Origin of the sequence: Actinomyces timonensis DSM 23838, assembly GCF_000295095.1 — a bacterium.
GTDB classification, from domain to species: Bacteria; Actinomycetota; Actinomycetes; order Actinomycetales; family Actinomycetaceae; genus Actinomyces; species Actinomyces timonensis.
Genome location: NZ_JH806632.1, coordinates 1,252,974 through 1,275,184, shown reverse-complemented (window position 1 = coordinate 1,275,184; position 22,211 = coordinate 1,252,974). Strand labels below are relative to the sequence as shown.

The 22,211-nt window shown below is 70.4% G+C and carries 16 protein-coding genes and 2 pseudogenes; 10 read left to right on the top strand and 8 right to left on the bottom strand.

Annotated features, from left to right (window positions below):
• Positions 1–331: 331 nt before the first annotated feature.
• A complete protein-coding gene (locus tag A1QA_RS13700) occupies positions 332–1,144 on the top strand; it encodes a DUF4956 domain-containing protein (RefSeq protein WP_017177954.1) in 813 nt (270 codons plus the stop codon).
• A 49-nt stretch (positions 1,145–1,193) separates the two neighbouring features.
• Complete coding sequence (locus A1QA_RS13695) at positions 1,194–2,159, top strand: polyphosphate polymerase domain-containing protein (protein WP_017177953.1); 966 nt, start codon at positions 1,194–1,196, stop codon at positions 2,157–2,159.
• A gap of 87 nt (positions 2,160–2,246) precedes the next feature.
• Here the strand turns inward: A1QA_RS13695 and A1QA_RS0105660 are convergent, their stop codons facing one another.
• Entirely contained in the window at positions 2,247–2,660 is a 414-nt protein-coding gene (locus tag A1QA_RS0105660) for a VOC family protein (RefSeq protein ID WP_017177952.1), read from the bottom strand.
• A gap of 34 nt (positions 2,661–2,694) precedes the next feature.
• Positions 2,695–3,591 (bottom strand): helix-turn-helix domain-containing protein, encoded by an 897-nt coding sequence (locus tag A1QA_RS0105655; RefSeq protein WP_017177951.1) that lies wholly within the window; start codon positions 3,589–3,591, stop codon positions 2,695–2,697.
• A 211-nt stretch (positions 3,592–3,802) separates the two neighbouring features.
• Between A1QA_RS0105655 and A1QA_RS0105650 the strand changes: the two genes are divergently transcribed.
• Positions 3,803–5,587, top strand: a complete 1,785-nt coding sequence (locus tag A1QA_RS0105650; RefSeq protein WP_017177950.1) for a carbohydrate-binding domain-containing protein — start codon at positions 3,803–3,805, stop codon at positions 5,585–5,587.
• Positions 5,588–5,596: 9 nt separating this feature from the next.
• On the opposite strand, the gene A1QA_RS0105645 is transcribed toward A1QA_RS0105650, so the two are convergent.
• From A1QA_RS0105645 to A1QA_RS0105635, 3 genes are read right to left on the bottom strand one after another with little or no spacing between them, the layout of a single operon-like run.
• Entirely contained in the window at positions 5,597–7,462 is a 1,866-nt protein-coding gene (locus A1QA_RS0105645; protein WP_017177949.1) for a glycoside hydrolase family 13 protein, read from the bottom strand.
• A 37-nt stretch (positions 7,463–7,499) separates the two neighbouring features.
• Positions 7,500–8,714: a type II toxin-antitoxin system HipA family toxin gene (locus tag A1QA_RS0105640; protein WP_026048722.1), complete on the bottom strand. Its 1,215-nt coding sequence runs from the start codon at positions 8,712–8,714 to the stop codon at positions 7,500–7,502.
• Complete coding sequence (locus A1QA_RS0105635) at positions 8,711–10,360, bottom strand: DUF262 domain-containing protein (protein WP_017177947.1); 1,650 nt, start codon at positions 10,358–10,360, stop codon at positions 8,711–8,713. Before A1QA_RS0105635 ends, A1QA_RS0105640 begins: the two co-directional genes overlap by 4 nt.
• A gap of 230 nt (positions 10,361–10,590) precedes the next feature.
• Here A1QA_RS0105635 and A1QA_RS0105630 point away from each other — a divergent pair, with 230 nt between their 5' ends.
• The 3 genes from A1QA_RS0105630 (at position 10,591) to A1QA_RS14955 (ending at position 13,347) form a co-directional block, all read left to right on the top strand.
• Positions 10,591–11,568 carry a hypothetical protein gene (locus A1QA_RS0105630; RefSeq protein ID WP_017177946.1) on the top strand — a complete coding sequence of 326 codons (978 nt, stop codon included), beginning with the start codon at positions 10,591–10,593 and terminating at the stop codon, positions 11,566–11,568.
• Between the two features lie 259 nt (positions 11,569–11,827).
• Positions 11,828–12,466, top strand: coding sequence for a transposase family protein (locus A1QA_RS0105625; RefSeq protein ID WP_154652245.1), 639 nt, complete (start codon positions 11,828–11,830; stop codon positions 12,464–12,466).
• A 62-nt stretch (positions 12,467–12,528) separates the two neighbouring features.
• The gene (locus A1QA_RS14955; protein WP_017177944.1) at positions 12,529–13,347 is read left to right on the top strand and encodes a hypothetical protein; all 819 of its coding nucleotides are present in this window, start codon (positions 12,529–12,531) and stop codon (positions 13,345–13,347) included.
• Between the two features lie 6 nt (positions 13,348–13,353).
• Here the strand turns inward: A1QA_RS14955 and A1QA_RS0105615 are convergent, their stop codons facing one another.
• Positions 13,354–15,054 carry a dihydroxyacetone kinase family protein gene (locus A1QA_RS0105615; RefSeq protein ID WP_017177943.1) on the bottom strand — a complete coding sequence of 567 codons (1,701 nt, stop codon included), beginning with the start codon at positions 15,052–15,054 and terminating at the stop codon, positions 13,354–13,356.
• 190 nt (positions 15,055–15,244) lie between these two features.
• Between A1QA_RS0105615 and A1QA_RS0105610 the strand changes: the two genes are divergently transcribed.
• From A1QA_RS0105610 to A1QA_RS0105595, 4 genes and pseudogenes are all read left to right on the top strand, one after another.
• On the top strand, positions 15,245–16,378 hold the full coding sequence (locus A1QA_RS0105610; protein WP_017177942.1) for a zinc-binding dehydrogenase: 1,134 nt from the start codon (positions 15,245–15,247) through the stop codon (positions 16,376–16,378).
• Between the two features lie 190 nt (positions 16,379–16,568).
• Positions 16,569–17,240: pseudogene (locus A1QA_RS16490) on the top strand (PTS sugar transporter subunit IIAB); the annotation flags it as partial.
• Positions 17,232–17,885 (top strand): PTS transporter subunit IIC, encoded by a 654-nt coding sequence (locus tag A1QA_RS16485; RefSeq protein ID WP_244266100.1) that lies wholly within the window; start codon positions 17,232–17,234, stop codon positions 17,883–17,885. The pseudogene A1QA_RS16490 and the gene A1QA_RS16485, both read left to right, overlap by 9 nt.
• A gap of 36 nt (positions 17,886–17,921) precedes the next feature.
• Positions 17,922–19,940, top strand: coding sequence for an RTFC family protein (locus tag A1QA_RS0105595; protein ID WP_154652244.1), 2,019 nt, complete (start codon positions 17,922–17,924; stop codon positions 19,938–19,940).
• Positions 19,941–20,007: 67 nt separating this feature from the next.
• On the opposite strand, the gene A1QA_RS0105590 is transcribed toward A1QA_RS0105595, so the two are convergent.
• Positions 20,008–21,621, bottom strand: a complete 1,614-nt coding sequence (locus A1QA_RS0105590; protein WP_017177938.1) for an L-serine ammonia-lyase — start codon at positions 21,619–21,621, stop codon at positions 20,008–20,010.
• 121 nt (positions 21,622–21,742) lie between these two features.
• Positions 21,743–22,211: pseudogene (locus A1QA_RS13680) on the bottom strand (hypothetical protein); the annotation flags it as partial.

The following is a 22,211-nucleotide window of genomic DNA, read 5'->3' as shown; positions in this document are numbered from 1 at the left end:
GTCCGGCCCCGCCGAACCCGCGCCACCATGCTGCCGCAGGGGTCTGACACGAATCCGGGGCCGTTAACCACAGCCGTTGAAGCCACCGCGCGCCGGGCGCTTCCCCAGCCTGGGGATCGAGACCGAAAAGTCATCCGCGTCGCAGCGCGCCATCGGCGTGTCGCCCGGCGGCCCGCGCCGCGGCAGGCGCCCGCCCCACCCACGCCGCTCGATCCGGGCCCGCCCGAGCTGAAAAACCCATGCGTCGCTCTCACCGTTCTCACAGGCTCCCCATGGGATCAGGCATTTCACTAGTAGTCACCAGCCAGTGACAACCTCAGGAGTGATCCCCATGACCGCCCTCTCCCTCGCCTACATGGCTGCCGACATCATCGCCCTCGGCATCCTCGTAGGCGCCCTCTACTCCCGCCGGCACCACCGCAAGGACCTCGTGGCCGCCTACACCGGCGTCAATATCGGCGTCCTTGCCGTCACCCTCCTGCTCTCGACGGCCTCTGTGGCCGCTGGCCTGGGCCTGGGCCTCTTCGGTGTTCTCTCCATCATCCGCCTGCGCTCCACCGAGCTGGAGCAGCACGAGGTCGCCTACTTCTTCGCCGCCCTGGCCCTCGGCCTCCTCGGCGGTATCCAGACAGCCCCGCTGGCGATGGTCGCCGCGCTCATGGCGCTCGTCGTCGTCTCCCTGTGGCTCGGCGACCACCCCGCGCTCCTGGGCCGCAACCGCCACCAGATCGTCACCGTGGATCGCGCCATCGCCAATGAGGCGGAGCTCAAGGCCCACCTGGAGTCGCTCCTGGGCGGCACTGTCCGCAGCCTCACCGTCCAGAGCCTTGACCTCGTCGACGACACGACGCTCGTGGATGTGCGCTACACCCTCCCCAGCGCCGGCGCACCCACGGCGCCAGCCCATGCGGCTGACGCGACCAGCGCCATGACCGCGGCGGCCGCCGCCTCCACCGCCAGCCCGCAGGCCCGGGCGGGAGTGGCGGCGACCGCGCCGGTCCACCTCACCGCCGCGACGGGCGAGCCCGAGCAGTGGAACCCCTCCGCCCCCCTGCAGCCGAGCTTCAGTCCTGGCAGCCAGGCGGTTCCCCCCACCCCTCCGGCCCCTCAGCCTCGCTACGAGTCACTCACCGCCCTGCGCTGAGCATGACACGTCCCAGCATCCGCCACCACGTCCCTGAGAGGAGAGGATCATGACCGCCGCCACCGCAACAGCCGCCACCTTCTCCCGGAGCACCGCCGCCCCCCTGACTCCCGCGGCGCCCACCCTCACCGGCCACCACCTCACCGCCGCGGCCACGCACCCGGCGCTGAGCACGCGGGCCCTTGACGCGATCAGCCTTGACGAGCTCAACGCCACCGCGGGCCTGCTGACCCGCATGGACCGCAAGTACCTCGTGCCCGTCGAGGCGGCGCAGGCCCTCCTGGACGCGCTCGCCTCCGGCATCGTGGGAAGGTCCCGGGCCCTGGAGATCAAGGGGCAGCGCTCCTTCGCCTACGCCTCGACCTACTTCGACACCCCCGACCTCGCCGCCTACCACCTCACGGCCCGCAAGCGCAGGCGCCGCTTCAAGGTACGCACCCGCTCCTACCTCGACTCCGACCTGTGCTTCCTCGAGGTCAAGACCCGGGGCCCCCGCGGCGCCACCATCAAGGAGCGCATCCCCTACGCCCTCGACGACGCCGACCGCCTCACCCCTCAGGGTCGCGCGTTCGTCGCCGGGCTCCTGCTCGGCTCCAACGTGTGCCGCACCCGAGAGGAGGCCGAGCGGGTCGCCTCCGAGCTCACGCCGGTCATGGGCACGACCTACGAGCGCACGACCCTCCACCTGCCGCACGCGGAGGCCCGCTCCACCATCGACACGCGCCTGGCCTGGATGCCCATGCGGGCCTCCCGGCACTCGGCCACAGGCGCGATCCGGGGAACCGCCAGGCCCGCCGGGCCGCAGGCGATCATCGAGACGAAGAGCCCGGGGACGCCGTCGCCCGCCGACCGCTTCCTGTGGGGCCTGGGGCACCGGCCCGCCAAGATCTCGAAGTACGCCACCGGCCTGGCCCTCCTCAATCGCGATCTGCCCGCGAACAAGTGGCACCGCGTCATCACGCGCGACCTGGCGGGCGCGGCGGCGGCTCCTCGCGCGACGCGGCCCCGCGGCTGAGCCCGCGCAGGGAAGACCGGCCTCACGGGCCGTCTCGCGGCTGAGCGCGGGGATGGCCCGTGAGGCCGGTCATTCAGCCATCCGGCGTCAGTCCATCTCGACGTCGAAGTCCCACCGGACGCCGAAGGGGTCCCGGACCTGGCCGTAGTGACCGCCCCACGGGACGGGGCCGAAGGGCATGAGGACAGTGCTGCCGGCCTCCACGAAGCGCTGGATGAGCGCCGCCTCGGCGTCGATGCCCACGCCGGTGTGCAGGATCGAGTAGTTCGAGTTCTCCAGGTCGGCCGAGGGGTCGAAGCCGTCGCCGCCGGCGATCTGGCAGCCGTCCAGGGTGAGGGTCGCGTGGGCGACGGCGTCGGCTGGCACGTCCTCCATCCCCTCCATCGATGGGAACTCGCCGTAGGTCATGACCGACAGCTCCCCGCCGAGGAGCTCGTGGTAAAGGGCGAAGGCCTTGGCGGCAGTGCCGGGGAAGCTGATGTAGCTGGCAAGAATGGGCATGGGCGTCGTTCCTTTCCTGTCGACGCCGCCCACGCTACGGACAGCCGGGGGCCGGCGCTTGTCGCAGGTTGCTCACTTCAACGGTGCCCCGCCCGCGCAGGCCGTCCAGCAGCAGCCACGGCAGGTTGAGGGTGATCGGCGGGTCGGAGGCCAGCTGGTCCCTGAGCGAGAGCGAGAGCGACGCCGGCTCCTTCAGAGGGAAGATCACCGGCTCGCTCGCCATCTGGCGGCGGTTGCTACCCATATGGAAGTAGGAGCCCAGGCGGTCGGCTCGGGGCACCTCGACGACCATGGCCCAATAGCGCCCGTCCGGGATGGCGCGGACCTCGTAGTCCCGCCGCCCGAGCAGGGCGATCCCCAGCAGGGGCTCGCGCTTGACCAGCGGCTCGGGGTGCAGCGCGAGGAAGAGGGCACTGCCGGGTTCGGCGCCGTCGACCCGCAGGCGCAGGCCGTGGGCCTGGGGGTGCTCGGTGGGCGTGAAGCACCGGCGCACGAGCACCATCTCAGGGTCCTCAGCCTGGATTCCCTGAACGAACCGCGCGAGCTCGCGCATCTGCGCGCGGAAGGCCGACGGCGCCAGGCCGGTGTGGCGGACGAAGGCGTGGTGGTAGCTCGAGGGCGAGTCGAAGCCCGCCTCGACCTGCGAGCGGGTGACGTCGTGACCGGCGATGAGGGCGTCGATGCCGCGGTCCACGCGGGAGGCGGTGACGAAGTCGCGCAGCGGGAAGCCCAGGTAGTCGCGGATGGTGCGCGAGAGGTGGAAACGGCTGAGGTGGGTCGCCGAGGAGAGCGCGTCCAGGGAGCTGGCCTGGCCGCTGCGGGCGGCGTCGAGATGGGGGTCGAGCTCGGGGCGCGGTGGTGTCGCCCGCGGGCGCGGACGGCTCCGCTGACCGATCGCGGTCGGCCTCGCGCGCCCCTCCTCGATGCTCACGCCGGACATTGTCGCCGATACGGCAACCAGTCCGTGACCGACCCGCGGCCGACCCGCGACCGGCCGCCGCGCCCGTCACCACCCTTCGTCATTCCTCGCCGTTCTTCGTAGCCATGTCATCCGCCATTCACAGCAGGCTCACAAACCGCCTGGGAAGCATCGATGGTGTCACCGACCAGGACCCGCTCAAGGGTCCCCAGAGGAGCCCAGCATGAAGAACCCACTGACCCACCGACGCACCGCCCGCCGAGCCGGCGGGGCCCTGGCGGCCCTGGCCTCCGTGGCGCTCGTCGCCGCCTGCGGGACGGGCGCTGCCTCCGTGACCGGGGCGGCCAACGGCTCGTCCAGCGCAGCCAGCTCAGGCTCCTCCTCCGGCTCGGAGACCAGTGCCACCGCCTGGACAGAGATCTCGGCCCAGACGGCGTCGGCCTCCACCGGAGCCTCCGCCGCGACGATCAACAGCGCCAATGCCGAGGTCGCCGCCGACTCCACCGCCGCTGAGGACGCGGGCACGTACGAGGCCTCGAGCGCCACGACGATCACCCTGTCCGGCACGAGCGCGAGCGTCGCCGGCTCCGGCTCCTCGGGGGCGGCCGGCGCCAGCGTCGACGGCTCCACGGTGACGATCAGCGCGGCCGGTACCTATGTGATCTCCGGCGAGCTCACCGACGGCGAGATCATCGTCGCCGCGCCGGACGCGGACGTGCGCCTCATCCTGGCTGGCGCCACGATCACCAACGCCGACGGGCCGGCGATCGACATCCAGGACGCGGGGACCGCCGTCGTCACCCTGGCTTCCGGCACCACGAACAGCCTGTCCGACGGCGCCACCTACGCCGACACCTCGGAGGGCGCCGCCAGCGCGGCCCTGTTCTCCTCCGACACCCTGACCATCACCGGCACCGGCAGTCTCACGGTCAACGGCGCCTACCAGGACGGCATCGCCTCGAAGAACGGGCTCGTCATCACCGGCGCCCCCACGATCACCGTCACCGCCGCCGACGACGCCATCCGCGGCAAGGACTACCTGGCGATCAACTCCGGCACCATCACGGTCACGGCGGGAGGCGACGGCCTGACGTCCAACGAGGACGACGATGAGACCAAGGGCTTCGTGAGGCTCGGCGCCGCCACGATCACCGTGACCTCCACGGACGACGGCGTGGCGGCGGCCACCGATGTCACCGTTGAGGGCACGACCCTGTCGATCACCGCGGGCGGGGGCCAGGCCAATGCCGTGCCCGAGGAGAAGAGCGGCCCGGGCCAGCAGCAGTCGAGCGCCACCGACTCGACAGCCTCCACGACCCCGAGCCCCAAGGGCATCAACGCCGGGGTCTCCTTCACCCAGGACTCCGGCACGGTGACGATCGACGCCGCCGACGAGGGCGCGCAGGCGGCCTTCGTCAACGTCAGCGGCGGCGCCCTGCGCATCGCCTCGGGGGACGACGGGATCAACACCTCCAACGGCGATCACACCATCGGCGGCTACGGGGAGGTGGACTCCGAGTCGAACGAGGGCTCTGTGCTGACGATCAGCGGCGGCGAGGTCCAGGTGAGCAACGCGGGCTCCGACGGCCTGGACTCCAACGGCTCGGCGCATGTCACCGGCGGGACGGTCCTGGTCTCGGGCAGCGCCGGCTCGATGGATGGCGCCGTGGACGCCAACGGGGAGACCACCCTCATCGGGGCGAGCGCGTCGACGGCGGTCGCCGCGGGTGACACGGTGACGGTCACGGACTCCTCCGGGACGGCGACGACGGCGACCGCCGCCTTCAGCGCCTCGAGCTTCACGGTCCTCGGACTGACCGAGGGCACCACGTACACGGTGTCGACGACGTCCGGGGGCTCGACCTCTCTGGCCGCCACCGCGCTGACCGCCGGTGGCGGCCCAGGAGGCGGCCCGGGCGGGATGCCTGGGCCCGGCGGCGCTCCGGGCGGCCCCGGTGACGGCCAGGCTCCGGGGAACGCCCCGGCGGCCCCTGGCAGCGGGAGCTGAGGGGCCCTCTTAGGAGGGGACTCGGATCCAGGCGGCGGCGCTGGCGGGCAGGATCACCTGCTCGTCGGCGCCGTCGCGCGCGGGTGGGGCGCCCGGGGCGCTCAGGGGCGCGGAGGCGAGGAGGAGCTCGCCGGCGGGCAGGGCGACGGGCTCCTCGAAGGCGATCCAGCACTGGAGGTCGCCCCGGGCGAAGGCGAGGGCACCGGGTCCGGGCTCCAGCCAGCGCACCTCGCGGCTGGCGCTCGCCCAGGCGTCGCGCCGCAGGGCGAGGCCGTCGCGGTAGAGGCCGAGGATCGAGGCGGGCACAGGGGCGGGCGCCGCGCCGTCGGCCTCGCAGGGGTCCGGGGACTCCTGGGCGTCCTCGGCCTCCTGGGCCTCGACGGCGAAGGCGCCCCACCCGGCGGGCTGGGGCAGGTGGGGCTCGGCGCCGCAGTCGGGGCCGAAGCCGTAGGAGCTGCCCTCGGCGCGCCAGGGCAGGGGGACGCGGCAGCCGTCGCGGCCCTTCTCCTTGTCCCTCATGCGGTGGGCGATGGGGTCGGCGAGGCGGTCCTCGGGGATGTCGGGGACCTCGGGCAGGCCGAGCTCGTCGCCCTGGTAGATGTACATGGAGCCGGGCAGGGCCATCTCGACCATCGCGGCGGCGCGGGCGCGGCGCCGGCCCAGGGCGGCGTCGCAGGCGGGGGCGGCGCCGTCGTTCATGAGCCATCGGCGGGCGATGCGCTGGCTCACCCCACCGAGGTAGTCGGGGTCGGAGTCCTCGGGGGCGTCGTCGTCGGCGAGGTCGAAGCCGAGGCGGGTGGCGACGCGCGGGGTGTCATGGCAGCCGAGCACCCACGTGGTGGAGCCGGTGGTGGCCAGGTCCGCGAGGCCCGCCTCGATGGCCCAGCGGAAGGAGGGGGCGGTGAAGTCGGCGTCCTGGAGCTGGAAGTTGAAGGCCTGGCCGAGGCTGGCGGCGTAGGCGGCGCGGCGCGAGGGCCAGACCCCAGCCTCGGCGACGGCGAAGCGCGGCGGGTCGTAGGAGTCGAGGACGGCGCGCCAGTCGCGGTAGATGGCGTGGACGGCGTCGCGGTCGAACAGGGGGTGGGAGCCGTCGGCGGGCAGCGGCCACCAGGGTATGGTCTCGAAGGAGCGGAAGGGCTCGGTGAGGTCCTTGGCCAGGCCGGGCGCGACGTCGACGCGGAATCCGGCGACGCCTCGGTCGGCCCAGAAGCGCAGGGTGGTGAGGAAATCGGCGCGCACCTGGGGGTGGTCCCAGTTGAGGTCGGGCTGCTCGGGGGCGAATATGTGGAGGTACCACTGGTAGGGACGGGGCGTGCCGGGCCCGGTGAGCGGGCGGGCGTCCGGGGCAGAGCCCTCAGTGCCGCTGGTGTCCTCTATGCGCTCCCAGGCGGGGCCGCCGAACATGGACACCCAGTCGTTGGGGGGCTCCACGCCGCCGTCCCCGGTGCCGGAGCGCACGTGGTAGAGGGCGCGCTCGGGGGCGTCGGGGCCTCCGGCGAGGGCCGCGCGAAACCAGGCGTGGTGGTTGGAGGTGTGGTTGGGGACGATGTCGACGATGACGCGGATGCCGTGGGCGGCGAGGGCGGCGACCATGCGGTCGAAGTCCTCCAGGGTGCCGATCTCGGGGGCGACGTCGCGGTAGTCGTCGACGTCGTAGCCGCCGTCGGCCAGAGCGGAGGGGTAGAAGGGAGAGAGCCAGACGGCGTCGACGCCGAGGGAGGCGAGGTAGGGGGCGCGGTCGGTGATGCCGGCGAGGTCCCCGATGCCGTTGCCGTCGGCGTCGGCGAAGGAGCGGGGGTAGATCTGGTAGACGACGGCGTCGCGCCACCAGTCAGGATCAGAGGGGGCAGAGGGGGCGGCGGCCTGGGCGTTCACAGGGAGACGATCCCATAGGTCGTGAGCGCCGTCGAGTTCACACCGAGAGCCGTCGGGACGTGGGCTCCAGGTGGGTGACGATCCAGGTCGTGACAGGGTCAGGCATATCCGCCCCGACGGTCCAAGCCTCATGGAAGAGGGCGACGGTCTCATCGACGACGTCGAGCACATCTTCATGGCCAACGCGCAGGACCTCCTGCAGACGGGAAAAGTGCTCTCGAGTGACGTCGCCCAGCGTGCGTGCGCCGAAGAAAGGCAGACCGAGGACCGGGTTGTCCGGACTGGGGAGGTACGGCGCCGTGCAGACGAGGTCGTAGGCGGGCGAGAGGCTGGCAGTACGCCGGTCGCGGTAGATGAGCGACCAATTCTTCAGATGCGCGTCACCGTTGCCAGCCAGGAGGTTGAAGACCGTGCGGCGCACGAGTTCTCGGATCGAAGCATGGTCATGCCCACGATAGGCGATCGCGGCAGTAGTCTCCACTGTGGATCGGTATTTCCCCTCCCCGATGCCGTATTGACCGAGCACCTGTGCGAAGTCCTCAGCATGGACGCGCCCCTGCGCGGTGCGATCGAAGCGCCGAACCGCGTAGGCCTGGGTCTCTTCAGTCGGCCAGGCCCCCGGGGCAAGTTCATCGATCGAGGAACGCTCCCACAACGCGATCTCAGGAATATCGATCCGAACCTGGCCGGCCAGGCGCATCGTAGCGTGCTCGTTGGCCGGGAGCCCCGGATACTGGGGATCCGGCGTTTTGAGGATCCAGTCGCCATCCTCACCGTGAACGGGAACGGCGAGACGGTCTCCTTCACGGCGCACGGAGAACTTGAGCGCCATCCCCGCCAAGGACGCCCGTGTGGGTATAGGCGTCAGAGCAACAGACGACACAGTGCCGGGCACCTCATCAAAACCCTTCTCCATTTCTACGGTGTCTTCGAGGATCACAGCCACGGCACCTGGCAGGTCGCGACCAATGCGCGCCAAAAGATCCATCTCCGAAGAAGCGCGCACCCCCTGCTCCTGGGCGATAAGATCGCGAAGACGCCCCTCCGGAAGAAGATTGGAGAACCAGGCCGGAATACTGTTGGTCGCGCGAGGCTGAGCCCGTCGATGATCCTCGAACCATTGCCCGAGCACGCTCCTACCGGGCCGATTCCAGTAATAATGGTCGACCACGAACTTGGCGAAGGCACCTCGCCTCTGCAGAGCGCCCACGTGCTCACCATGAAGAGTGACTGCGTAGATCTCCTCCTTCAACGCGGGCCCGCCTCCGCATCGGCGGAATGATCGGCCTGGAGGATTCCGTCGAGCGGCGGCGAGTCCTCGAGGCCGTGGGCTGTCCGCACAGCTACGAAACGACCCAGGTGCTCGGCAAGGAGCTCACCTCGGAGCTGAATCGCCCTCGCCCCTTCATTGTTCTGCAGGCAGGCGACGATCTCCTCAGTGAGAAGGAGAGAGTCCAAGCGCGCGACACCATCGTTCAAGCACTCCACGGCTCTCCGCCGGTCCATGCCGCAGATCATTCGATTCGCCGCCACTGGAGAGCCCTCGGCTAGCGCTTCGGCGGGCACAAGCTCTGTCAAAGCTGCAGTCGGCGTGCCACTGGACGCCAGCAGGTCCGCAAGGGCTTCAATCGTCATGGGCTCACCCGTGCGCAGGTCAGTAGGCTCAAGACTCCACAGGGCGCTGGCGATCACCTTCGAGTCCGAGCGGGTCGCCCGGAAAGCCGTGAGCTCTGGTATCGGCGCCTCGCCGTCAAGGCGGGCCGCTTCAAGGAGCCGTTGAACAGAGTCCGACTCCTCGCCTGCCACAAGGCAGGCGGCCATGCTCCTCAGGTCCGTCTGGGAGCCGCTGATACCGAGATGATCGGCACCCACGCTCGTGCGCCACAACCAACGACCAAGGAGATCGAGATTGCGACCATGAGGTCTGGGAAACAAAGCGAAAAATCGGGTGAGCACCAGCAATTGGAAACGGAAGGGCAGGAAAGTCCAGTGAGGGACTCCTTCTTCTTGGAGGAAGCGCACGGCGGCGAGCAGTGCCGCCTCCGTTCCCCGGTATGCCTCGTCCTTGCCCTCACGAGGAAAATCACTCACTCTCCGTCGTGAATCTGAAAACTCGCCGTGCAGGTCCCGGGTAATGTCCGTATGCCGGCGCACCAGGAGCGCCTGAATGACAGCGGCGTCGGGGAGCAGGCCGAAGTCCGTCTGGGACGCCACAGACGCCCGGATCCCCTCGATGGTCAGTCTCTTGCCAGGCCCACCGTGAAGCGCGTCGAAGACCTCCGCGTCATTGAGGGGCTTGCCCCGGTTGTTGATTCGGTCGAAGATCTCCCTCAACACGGACTCATCCGCCTCGGACATTGTGGTTGCCGGGATCTCCACAGCGCCCAAACTAGCGACCGCACCCTGCATCCGTGCGGCCTCGTCACTGGCCTCAGGATGGTTCCCCAACCAGGCGAACGCCCTTCCTAGATCGAACAAGTCCGGCAGCGGGACCACAAGGTCCTCCTCTGGCTCTCGGCGCCGGACGACCTTCCCCGTCTTGAGGGAGTACCCCAGGGCAAAGCGCCTGTCCTTACCCCCCTGGGGGTCAACTGCGTTGACCAGGCTCGTAATGCGCTGCTGGCCGTCGACCACCCACAGCGCGTCGGAAACCTCTGGGGCGTCGACGTCGAGCGCCCCGATGCGCAGCCGCCCCGCCTGCGCAGGCCGTTTCCACAGCAGGAGGCTGCCCACAGGGAAGCCCCGCAGGAGAGAATCGAACAGATCCAGGACGTCCTTGGTCTCCCAGCGGAAAGAGCGCTGGAACTCAGGCACGCGAATGCGCCCCGCACGCACCAGGGTGTGCAGTTCGCGGATGGTATAGCTCTCCGACCGGGAGATCGTCTCTGGCTCGTCCATGCGCCCCATCATGCCAGGTAGCACCGACACAATCGCGAGGCGATGCCGGCTCCTTCGCCCCGGGCGGCGCGCATCGAGGCCGTCATCTCCGCGAGGTGCACGACAGGTAGGCGTCGGAAGTGGTCACGGGTGATCTCGTGCAGAGACGGCGTGGGGAGGGGCGCGCTCCCCATGATGATCGCGCCGTTTCCGCCCCCGCGACCGCATGGCCCACGCCATAATCCCCAGCCATGAGCACGTCCCCTGATGCGTCGCCTGAGGCCGACCCGCCTGAGCCCGCCGAGCACACCGATGCACCCGCGGGCGCTCCCACCAGCGGCGCTCACGACAAGCCGCGCAAGCCCAGGAAGCCGAGGGTAAGCCGATCCCGCCTGTCCGCGGCTATCAGGCGGGAGGCCGCGGCTCCCCTCTTCCTGCGCGCTGCTGCATGGGGCGCGCTCGCCGCCGCGATCATCGCGCTGGCCGCGGCGCTCTGGTTGCTCATGCGCGAAGGCCAGGAATGGGACGGCGCCGGGCGGACCGGGCTCACTGTGGTCGGGATGACCGCGTTCGTCGGCCCAGCGTTCGTGAGCATCAAGCCAGGGGAGAACCGATTCGGTGACAACGCCCGGATCGTCACTATCGCGATCGCCAGCGGCGTGATCGCCTGGGCCATCCTCCACTCATGGTGGCAGTCCTGCTTGGAGCGAGGCGACCGCCCCATGGCGCCGGTGCTCCTGGCGACCGCCACAGTGCTTACTGGCATGAGCTGGATAGCCCGCACCCTGCGACTCATCCTTGAGGAGATGCGCTGCCAGCGCGCCCTGGACGACGCGCGCGCCGACGACGCCGGGCTGGCCGACGCAGCGGACCCGTCACGTCAGCCCGGTGGTCGCCACACCTGGGCTGTCGCCATCGGAGGACTCTGCGCGCCGGCGGTGGTCGTGGCACTGGTCACCACCACGGCGCTCGCCTTCGTGCCCTCGCGAGACCTCAGCGTCCATGCCACCGTGAGCACCGCCAAGCCGGTCTCCGACGACGCCCTTCCCGCCACTCCCACAGGAGCACCAAGCCAAGTGGCGTGGAAGATCGGGGCGACGTCCCGGAGTTCCGATCTTGAGAGCGTGCCAGGTACCCGGGGGCCGATCATCCTCTCCAAGGGCGAGGTCCAGGGGCTCAACGGTGAAGATGGCTCACTCCTGTGGACATACCACGAGGCTTATTCATAGGGGTGTTTAGGGTGTTTTGTTGGTAATAGCGTGTCGCTAAGCAGGGTGGCGGCTTGCTCTTGAGAGAATCTTTGGCGCTTAAGCCAATCCAACCAAGAAGCAAACCGCCATGACGAATAGTAGCACGAGAATCCCTCGGTGTGAGGTTATCGGCCTGTGCGAGGCCATTTTCGCCGAGAACCCCGATCTGCCGATCTGCCGGTCTTCGGGGCGAGGGCGCTGGGGCTGTTCCTGTGCGTGCGCCTGACCCTGATCCTGGCTGCGGCACAACCTGCCCCAGGAGCTGCTCGCCGAGCTCTACGGCGTGTCCCAGGCCACCGTCTTTCGCGTCATCAGCACCTGCACGCCCCTGATCGCCGCATGCCTGAACGGCAGTGCTCCAACGGTGGAGGACCTGGATGCCACGGCCCAGCTGATCATCGACGGCGCCCTGCTTCAGTGCTGGTTTTGGAAGGACCACTTTGAGCTGTGCTCCGGCAAGCACAAGACCACGGGGCTGAGCGTCCAGGTGGCCTGCGCCCTGTCAGGGACCCTGGCCTGGGTGTCCGACCCCCAGGACGGATGCGCGCACGGCGCTCAGGCCCTGCGCCGCAGCGGCCTGCTCAACGTCCCCGCCACCGACCTGCCCGACGGGGCGTCACCACCCAGGCGTATTGGCGACAAGGGGCGCATCGGACTGGGCATGATCACCCCGAGAAGAAAACCCGCAGAACTTCCCCTCCACCCAGACGACAAGGCCTACAACCGGGCCGTCAACCAGATCCGCCACAAGATCGAACGAGTCATCGCCAACATCAAGACCTGGAGAGTCCTGCACACCGGCTACAGAAGACCACCGGAAACCTTCCCGGAAACCATCACCGCAGTCCTCGGACTCATATTCACCTACACCCTATGAATAAGCCTCACGACTTCTGGAGCGCGGATTCAGTCTTCTCGCCATACAACCCCCCTCCCCGCATGCTCGCATCGAGCCCCGACGGCGAGTATGTCGCCTTCAGCCTTCTTCCCGTCCCCGACGGCCCAGGACTTGGCATCTCACCTGAGTCCGATCCGCGAGCCTGGATCAATGGGGTCGCCGTTGTCTCCGCGAGGACGGGGGAACTCGTGCGCATCGTCCAGACCAAGGAGAGCGTCCTGGGCCAGGCACTCACCAATGACGCGCTCGTCGTCCAGACCTCGACCGCACTCCGTCCTAGCGGAGGGAGCATCTCCACCTACTCGTTGAGCAACCCTGGGGAGGCCCCCTCCACATGGGACTCCACCGGCTGGCTCGTGGGCGCCACCTCCCGAGGAGTTGTGCAGTCATCAGTCAATCCGTCCGACAGATGCTTCGATATGTCCTGTTCGCCGGGTATCGTCACCATCAGTGATCCGGCGACCGGCACCGTCACTGAGACCTACACCGGCGTGAGATGGGTTCTCCCCAGAGGCGGCGGCCTCGTGCGCGATGTCGACAGCCAGGGGGTGCCCCTTGCCTCGCCCTCGGACGACGCGGCGGGAAGTGAGCTGGTGGACCTGGAATCCGGCGCCACACTGAGCACATCGGGCCACGACGTCACGCGGGTCGTGACCACCACCGGTACGGCGTGGGTGCTCGGCACCGCACGCGATGACGAGGCTGGAACACCCGCGCGCTACGTGGGATGGACGCCCGTCGGCGGGAGCGAGGGACTGCGCCAGGAGCCCCTCGACGTGATCGAAATCGAGTCGGCGGACGATCAATCCGACTCTCACTCCCTCCGCCGCACCACCCTCACGATGGAGGGCGCTGGCTGAGCGCCGTCAGCGCAGGAAGCCGCTGACGGCCCGCGCCACCTCCACGAAGGACACGGCGCCGGGGTCGGGGGTTCCGAGGGACTTCTCCCCCAGCGGCCGGGCCCGCCCCACCTTGGCGACGATCTCCGCCGTCGCCTGCGCCGCGTCGTCGGCGGCGGCCACGGCCGCCTGCCACGCCTCGGGCAGGGACTTATCCGAGGAGGCAAGGGCCTCCACGAAGGGCGCCATCGCGTCGATCATCGTCTTGTCCCCCACCTTCGCGCCGCCGAGGCGCTGGACGGCGTCGAGGCAGGCGCGGGCGGCCTCCACCACGCGCGCGGGGTCGTAGGGGGCGTCGTCGCGCAGGACCGCGCCGAAGGCGGTGAGCACCGCGCCCCACAGCGCCCCGGAGGTGCCGCCCGCGCTGGCGGACCAGGCGGTGCCGGCGGCGTTGAGCGTGGTGGAGGCACCGGCGTCCTGCCCGGCCACGGCCGCGGCCTCCTTGGCGGCCGCAGCGGCGCCGCGGGTCATGCCGATGCCGTGGTCGCCGTCGCCGGCCACGGAGTCGAGGCGCCCGAGTTCGGCCTGAGACTCGGCCAGGACGGCGCTGATCGCCTCCAGCGCACCCACGGCGGCGGCGGCGATCTTGCGGGAGTCGGGGCTGCCCTCGGCGGTCACGGTGACGGCCTCGGCCTCCTGCGGGAGCTCGGTGTCGTCGAGCTCGACAGCGCCCACGGAGCCGCGCCGGTAGGCGGGGGTGTCGCAGGGGGCGAGCCACAGGGGCTCGATGACGTCGTCAAGCCACACGAGGGTGAGCGAGAGCCCGGCCATGTCCAGGCTGGTGACGAACTCGCCGACCTGCGGGTCCACGATCTCCAGGCCCGCATCGGCGAGGCGGGCTCGGATGTTGTTCCACACCACGAACAGCTCCTCGTACTTCGTGGCGCCCAGGCCGTTGACGATGGGCACCACGCGGGCGCCGGCGTCCTGGGGGCGGTCGGCGAGGAGGCCGTCCACGAGGAGGCGGGCAACGTCGTCGGCGGTGCCGAGCTCAGCGTCGTGAATACCGGGCTCGCCGTGGATTCCCAGGCCCACGCCCATCGTGCCCGGCTCCACCTGGAAGAGCGGCTCGGCGGCCCCGGGCAGGGTGCAGCCGTCGAAGGCGACGCCGAAGGAGCGGGTGCGGTCGTTCGCCCGGTTGAAGACCTCGACGACCTCGTCGATGCGCAGTCCCGCCTCGCAGGCGGCCGCCGTCACCTTGAAGACGGGCAGGTCCCCGGCGATGCCGCGGCGCTTGAGATGCTCGTCGGCGGACGCGGAGGCGATGTCGTCGGTGACCAGGACGCAGCGGGTGTCGATCCCCTCACTCTTGAGGCGCTCGGCGGCCTGCCCGAAGTGCAGGACGTCCCCGGCGTGGTTGCCGAAGCCGATGAGGATGCCTGCGCCCCGGTCCGCGGCCTTGCACACGGAATAGGCCTGCGCGGCCGACGGCGAGGAGAAGATGTTCCCGCACACGGCGCCGTCGGCGAATCCCTGGCCGACCCATCCGGCGAAGGCGGGGTAGTGGCCCGATCCACCGCCGACGACGAGGCTCACCTTCCCGGGGGCGGTGCGGGTGGCGCGCACGACACCCCCGAAGACCGGCTTGAGGTAGCTGGGGAAGGCGCTGGCGAGGCCGGCGACGGCCTGGGCGGGGAAGTCGTCGGGGTTGTTCACGAGTCGGGTCATGGCGGGTCAGCTCCTTCGCTGCTGGGCTGGTGACGCGGACCCCGGCCCCTGGAAGGCGCGCGCCCGGCCTCGACCGCGGCCTCGGGGCGATGGGAGCGCTCAGGGGATTCAGGGCGGATCAGCGGTTTCCGACAGTCAAACATGAGATGGTGTGGATCACAAGATGCCGCACGAATGAGCAGGAGCCCCGATGAGCGACACCCTCATCCCCTCGTCCACCGGCACGATGCCGGCCCTCACCCTGCGGGGCCCGGGCGACGCCGCGCTCACGGATAAGCGGATCCCCTCCCCCGGCCCGGGCGAGGTGCTGCTCGCGGTGGAGTCGACGACGATCTGCGGCACGGACCTGCGCATCATCTCCGGGGAGAAGACGAGCGGCGTTCGGCCGGCCGTGACCCTGGGCCATGAGGTCGCCGGGCGCATCGCGGCTCTCGGCGAGGGCGTCGGCGACGGCGGTGACGGCGAGGGCGTCGGCGGCGCGGCGAGTAGCGCGGGCGGCCAGGGCCTGGCGGTGGGGCAGCAGGCGACGGTCTCCATCGTTGTCTCCTGCGGGGTGTGCCGCTCCTGCCTGCGGGGGCGCGAGCACCTGTGCGCCTCGATGGAGCTCATCGGCTATGGGATCGACGGCGGCCTGGCGCCCTACATGCTCGTCCCCGCGCGGGCCGTGGCGCGAGGGAACGTCATCCCGGTGGCGCCGCGCCCCGAGATGCCGCCAGCGCGCCTGGCACTGGCCGAGCCGATGTCCTGCGTCCTCAACGGGCACCGCCGCCACAGCGGGGTGAACCCCGGGGAGACCGTGGCGATCCTCGGCGGCGGTCCGATCGGACTGCTGCACGCCCAGCTGTGCCTGGCAGCGGGAGCGGGCCGGGTGATCGTCTCGGGCCGCAATGAGCAGCGGCGGAAGGTCGCGGAGAGTCTGGGCGCGCAGGCGGTCGCGCCTGAGGATGTGGAGGCCGCCGTCTCGGAGGCGACGGGCGGATGGGGCGCCGACCTCGTCATCGTGGCGATCGGTGCGGCGGAACTGGCGGATGCCTCTCTGTCGCTCGCGGCTCCCGGCGGACGGGTGAGCTGGTTCGCCGGATTCCCGAAGGGCTCCTTCGCGCAGATCCAGCCCAACACTGCCCACTACCAGGAGCTGACGGTGAGCGGGGGCTCGAATGCCACGCGGGCCGATGTTCGCGACGCCGTCGGCCTGCTGGCGGGAGGGATGATCGATGAAGAATCCATCGTCACCCACACCTTCGGCCTGTCCCAGTGGCGCGAGGCCATGGAGGCCGCCCGCAGCCACATCGGCGTCAAGATCGCCCTCGATCCGCGGCGCTGATCCCCGCGCCGCGCGATGCCCGGCAGCTGTCGACTGCACACCCCTTTTACCAGTCATGTATTCTCATTATCAGTATTGGTGCCAGTCGTCATGGAGGCCCGCAATGCCCGTCTTGTCCCTCCCAGAACTTGTCCACCCGGCCTCGATCCGGCTCTCGCTCAGCGCCGAGGACTGACGGGAGGCGGTACGAGCCAGCGGCGAGGCCCTCACCGACGCCGGCGTCGCCGGGGCCTCGTACACGGACGCCATGATCCGCGTGGTCGAGGAGCACGGGCCGTACATCGTCATCGCCCCGGGGTTCGCGCTCGCGCACGCCCGGCCCGACGCCTCGGTGACCCGCACGGGCATGTCCTTCCTCCGCCTGGCCTCACCCGTCGCATTCGGCCACGAGTCGAACGATCCGGTACGCCTCGTCATGGCCCTCGCCGCGCGCGACGACGAGACCCATCGCGACGCGCTGGCCTCCCTCGCCACCGTCCTGTCCGACCCTGAGCGTCGCCGACAGCTGGACGACGCCCAGTCCCCGCAGGAGGTTCTCGAGGCCCTACGGGCCCCCGAGCCCCGCCCCGGCACCAGGACCGGGACCGGCACCACGGTCCCCGCGCCCACCGGATCGGTCGCCGCCCAGCGCCCTCCCGCGGGCGAGGGGCGCCGGACGCGCGCCGGATCGCAGCCGACCGTGGCCTCCAAGGGACTCCTCCTGACAGTTTGCGGAAACGGCGTCGGCACGAGCCTGTTCCTCAAGAACACGGCGGAGCAGGTGCTGGACCGCTGGGGCTGGGGGCCCTACCTGGCCGTGGAGGCGACGGACACGATCTCAGCCAAGGGGCGCGCGAAGGAGGCGGACTTCATCATGACCTCCGGCGCGATCCCCGCCCTGGACGCCCCGATCGTCTTCCCCTACGCCCAGAACGCGGTTCTCATCGGATTCCTCTCCAGCTTCGCGGGCGGACTCGTCGCCCTGGCGCTGCTCGGCACGGTGCTCGGGCCCGCGTTCGGCCTGGCCCTCGTCCTGCCCGGGCTCGTCCCGCACTTCTTCACCGGCGGCGCGGCCGGCGTCTACGGCAACGCCACCGGCGGTCGTCGTGGAGCGGTGCTCGGCGCCTTCACCAACGGGCTCCTCGTCACCTTCCTCCCGGCGCTCCTGCTGAAGGTCCTGGGGGCCTTCGGCTCGGAGAACACGACGTTCGGCGACACGGACTTCGGGTGGTTCGGAATCCTCATCGGCAATGGGGCGAAACTCGGCACCGTCGGCGGGGCTGTTGTCCTCCTGGCGATCAGCGCCGTCATTCTCCTGGGAGCCATCGTGTTCCAGAGGAAGGTCGTTGACACTGGATGGGACCCAGCGCCCGCGCGCGCGGCAGCCTCTGGCACGCTGGCTGGAAGCGGGTCCTCCGGAAGCGGACCCTCGCAGGCCCGCACGGAGCAGGGCGTCGCAGCGCAGGAGTACCCGCTCATCGAGCCTCCCGCTGGCGCGCCGCTGCCTCCCGCCTCGCTCGGTGAATGACAAGCCCTGCCGCTGCCCGTAGCATCATCAGATGTGATGGACGACCCCTCTGGCGCGCCCACAGAGCCGGCGGGCTCCGCAGCCTCCGCGGATCCTGCCCCGACCACACGCGCCGTGGCGTCCCAGCAGCAGGATCCTCTGCGCTCCGCTGGCACAGGCGCCCTTGCTGCCGCAGTGGTTGTGGCGGCCGGGGTGGCGTACCTGTTGTGGCAAGGCCATGACACCACCTGGATCCCTCGTCTCCTGGCCGTCCTGGCGGGCGCCGGCATTCTGCGCATGGTCCTGGCCAGCGCGCGGATCATCCCCACCACTGACCGCGCGCCCCTGGGCTCCAGCCGGTACGCCGACGGCGCCCGCATCGCCGCGGTCGTCATCCTCACCGCATTGGTGGCCGGAGTCGTCCTCTACCCGTCGTGGAACCTGTACCGGACCTACGCCGTCGGCTCGCCCATCCTGGTCCTCGTGTGCGTGACCGTGACCCTGGGAGGCTTGTCCCGACTGGCCTTCCTGGTGCGCCGCATCCTGTGGGAGAGAAAGATCCCCGCGGCCCCGACCCGGCGGCCCCTGTCCGGCGAGCCCACACCCTGGACCCGGCTGCGCCGCTGGACGCTCACGACGCTGGCGGCCTGCAGCCCGGCCGTAGTGACGGCACTCATCGTCGCCGCGGTGGGCGCCTCCATGCCCGCCCCGGACCGGAGCCTGCGCGCTGAGCAGACACTGGCTGACGCCGTCGGCCAGGACACGCTGCCGGCGGTACCCACCGGCGCCCCCGCCAAGAGCACCTGGCACACCACCATCATGGGCAAAACCCGGACGATGGCGATGGTCGCCGGGGTACGCGGCCCCGTCATCATGACCAACCAAGGCGTGCAGGCACTCAACGGCGACGACGGCGCCATCCTGTGGACCTACCAGGCTCCCGATCGCCGCTGCCTGCGCGCCTTCCGCACTCCTGTCAACCTGGCTATCGCCCCCTGTCTACTGGTCAGCAGTCCAGACCGCAGGCACGTCGCGCTCGCGGTCGTCGATGAGGACCCGCGCTTCAAGGAGTTCCGGGCGGTGACCGTGGTCATCCTGGACACCATGACCGGCCAGGTGACGGCCCAGCACCAGTCACCACCACTGACCCCGGAGGAGCAGCAGGAGTCCACCAGCTTCCTCATGGAGGCGCCCGTTCAGCTGACGGACTCGGCGGCCCTGATCGGCACAGACGTCATCTCCTTGACGGACAGCGCCGTGATTGGCCAGCTCGAGCCCAGCGGGACGGGCCCTGGCAGCCCTGGCACCTTGCACGGCGTCTACGGCGGCACCGCGGGGCACTCAACCTTCCTGCTGCCCGGGCCGGCCAGCGACGACGGCGCCCCCACCCTCACCCTGGTCCCCGACTCCAACTTTGATGCGCGGGTCCCCCTGGAGGGCGTCTGCACGAACCCCTTCGCCCACGACCAGCCGATCATCCAGGACGGGTGGACCGCGACCTGCGATCCATTAGGGGACCCCGCTCACGCGCCGACCCCATGGACCATGACGGCCGTCAACATTGATGAGGTGGCCGCTGCCGGGAGCGCGCAGTCGGTCCAGCAGGTCCAGCTGGGTGAGGGCATGGGTGTCAATAGCGTCGCCTCCGCTGCCTCAGGCACCCTCATCACACTGCCATTCCGCCCGGGCGCCGGAGGCACCCCATCGTTCTCAACAAGTCCCCCGTGGGCCGGGACGGTCCTCGAGCAGGCCACGCGCACTGCTGTCCCTGCCGAGCAGAGCACCAGTATTGGCGCAGCAACACTGACCTACACGACGCCCTCCTCCGATGTCCCCGACGGGGGCAGCGAGCTGGTCATCAGCCCAGGCGGCGGGGCGGCGCCCCTGAGCATCCCCGTCGCACCGCCCCTGGTCTGCTCCGCGCCCGCCTCAGACGAGCAGCAGCACGGACTCGTCTCCCACCACACCTCGGCCCGCTGGGAGCCTCAGGTGCTGACGGCCCCCGGGTGCATCGTCCTGGCGATCTCAAGCAGCGACCCGGCGGAAACTGAGACCATCATCTACGCGGTGAGGTGACGCATACGCTCACGACCCTGGGCCCGCAGCGCTGCGCCCCGGATTCAATCGTCTAGGCGCTGGGTGCTCAGCACTCGACGACGTTGACGGCCAGCCCGCCCCGGGAGGTCTCCTTGTACTTGGAGAGCATGTCCTCGCCGGTCTGGCGCATGGTCTCGATGACCGTGTCCAGGGAGACCGTGTGCCGGCCCTCCCCCCACAGCGCCATGCGGGCCGCGTTGATCGCCTTGACCGCGGCCACGGCGTTGCGCTCGATACAGGGGATCTGAACGAGTCCTCCCACGGGGTCGCAGGTGAGCCCCAGGCTGTGCTCCATGGCGATTTCGGCGGCGTTCTCGACCTGGGAGGGAGTGCCCCCCAGGGCCTCCGCGAGCCCCGCGGCCGCCATGGAGGAGGCCGATCCCACCTCGCCCTGGCAGCCGACCTCCGCCCCGGCGATCGAGGCGTTCATCTTGATGAGGGATCCGACGGCGGTGGCCGCCAGGAGGAAGCGGTGGACGCCATCGCGCCCGGCCCCGGGGATGAAGCGCTCGTAGTACAGCAGGACGGCCGGGAGGACACCGGCGGCGCCGTTGGTGGGGGCGGTGACGACGCGGTGCCCGGCGGCGTTCTCCTCGTTGACGGCCAGGGCGAACAGGTCCACCCAGTCCATGCCGCGCAGGGGGTCGGCCAGGGCGAAGGCCGCGGCCGGCCCTGAGGACTGCGCTTGAAGGCGGCGATGGAGGGCCTTGGCGCGGCGCCGCACACCCAGGCCGCCGGGCAGGACGCCGTCGGCGGCCATCCCCGCCTCCACGCAGGCGACCATCGTGGAGTGGATGAGGTCCAGGTAGGCCTCGACCTCCCGAGTGGGCCGCACGGAGGCCTCGTTGGCGGCGACGACGTCGCTCACCCGCAGGCCGGTCTGGCGGCAGATCTCCATGAGCTGGGCGGAGCTGGAGAAGGGCAGAGGGGCGGGCGTGGCGTGGGCGGAGGCTGATGAGACGGTGGCCAGGGCCTGGATCGACGGCGCGCCCTCGACCCCCACGTCCTCCATGACGAAGCCGCCGCCCACCGAGTAGTAGCGGCGGCGCAGCACCTCGCGCTCGGCGTGGGCGGTGATCGTCATGCCGTTGACGTGGTACGGCAGCACGCTCCCCGGGAGGAAGGAGATATCCCGGGAAGGGATGAACGGGACGGGGCCGACGCCGTCGATGATGAGCCGACCGGCCGACTCGACCTCCTCCCACAGGTCTTCGCAGACCCGGGAGGGGACTGTCTCGGGCTCATAGCCGGCCAGGCCCATGACGACGGCGCGGTCGGTGGCGTGCCCGCGCCCCGTGGCGCCGAGGGAGCCGTGGAGCTCCACGCTCAGGCGGGTGATGGGGCCCGGATCCGCCTCGCCGCCGGAACCGGCGGGTGTGGCCGCGGCTGGGCGCTGACCGGTCTCGAGGACCACGACGTCGGCCAGTGCTGCTGCGAAGGCGCGGCCAGCACGCATGGGGCCCACCGTGTGCGAGGAGGACGGGCCGATGCCGACGCGCATGAGGTCGACGACGCTGAGCGGCCTCGTGGCGGCCTCGACGCTGATCGCGCCTGCCAGGAGGGCGGCGGGGGTGACCGAGTCGAGGCCCGCGGAGAGGAGGGAGGCGCCCAGCGATCCGGTGGGGAGGGCTCGCCTGCGGGAGGGTTGGGGCATCGTCATTTATCCATGATGCGCTCTTGCCTGGAGGTGGCGCAGTGAAGCGCCGGGCGCTGGTGCTGGGGGTCCAGCATCAGCGCCCGGCGGCGTGTGTGGTTGGCTGAGGTCAGTCAGCCGGTGGGGGTCAGGCGACCCAGGCGCCCGAGGCGTTCATGAAGTACCAGGTGCCAGCGTCCTGGACCCAGCCGGTGGCCATGGAGCCGTTGGGCAGCAGGTAGTACCAGGTGCCGCCGGCGTTGAGCCAGCCGGTCTGCATGGCGCCGGAGGCGGGGTCGAGGTAGTACCAGCGGCCGGCCTGGGCGATCCAGCCGGTGCGCATGGCGCCGGAGCCATCGAGGAAGTACCACTTGCCGCCCTGGGCGATCCAGCCGGTCTGCATGGCGCCGGAGTCGTTCATGAAGTACCAGGTGCCACCGACGTGGATCCAGCCGGTGCGCATGACACCAGCACCGTCGAGGTAGTACCAGGTGGCCCCGTCCTTGAGCCAGCCGAAGGCCTTGGCGCCGGAGGGCTGGACGTAGTTCCAGTTAGCCCCGTCCTTGACCCAGCCGGCCTTGGGGGCCTCGGGCTTGGGCTGCTCGGTCGGCTCGGCG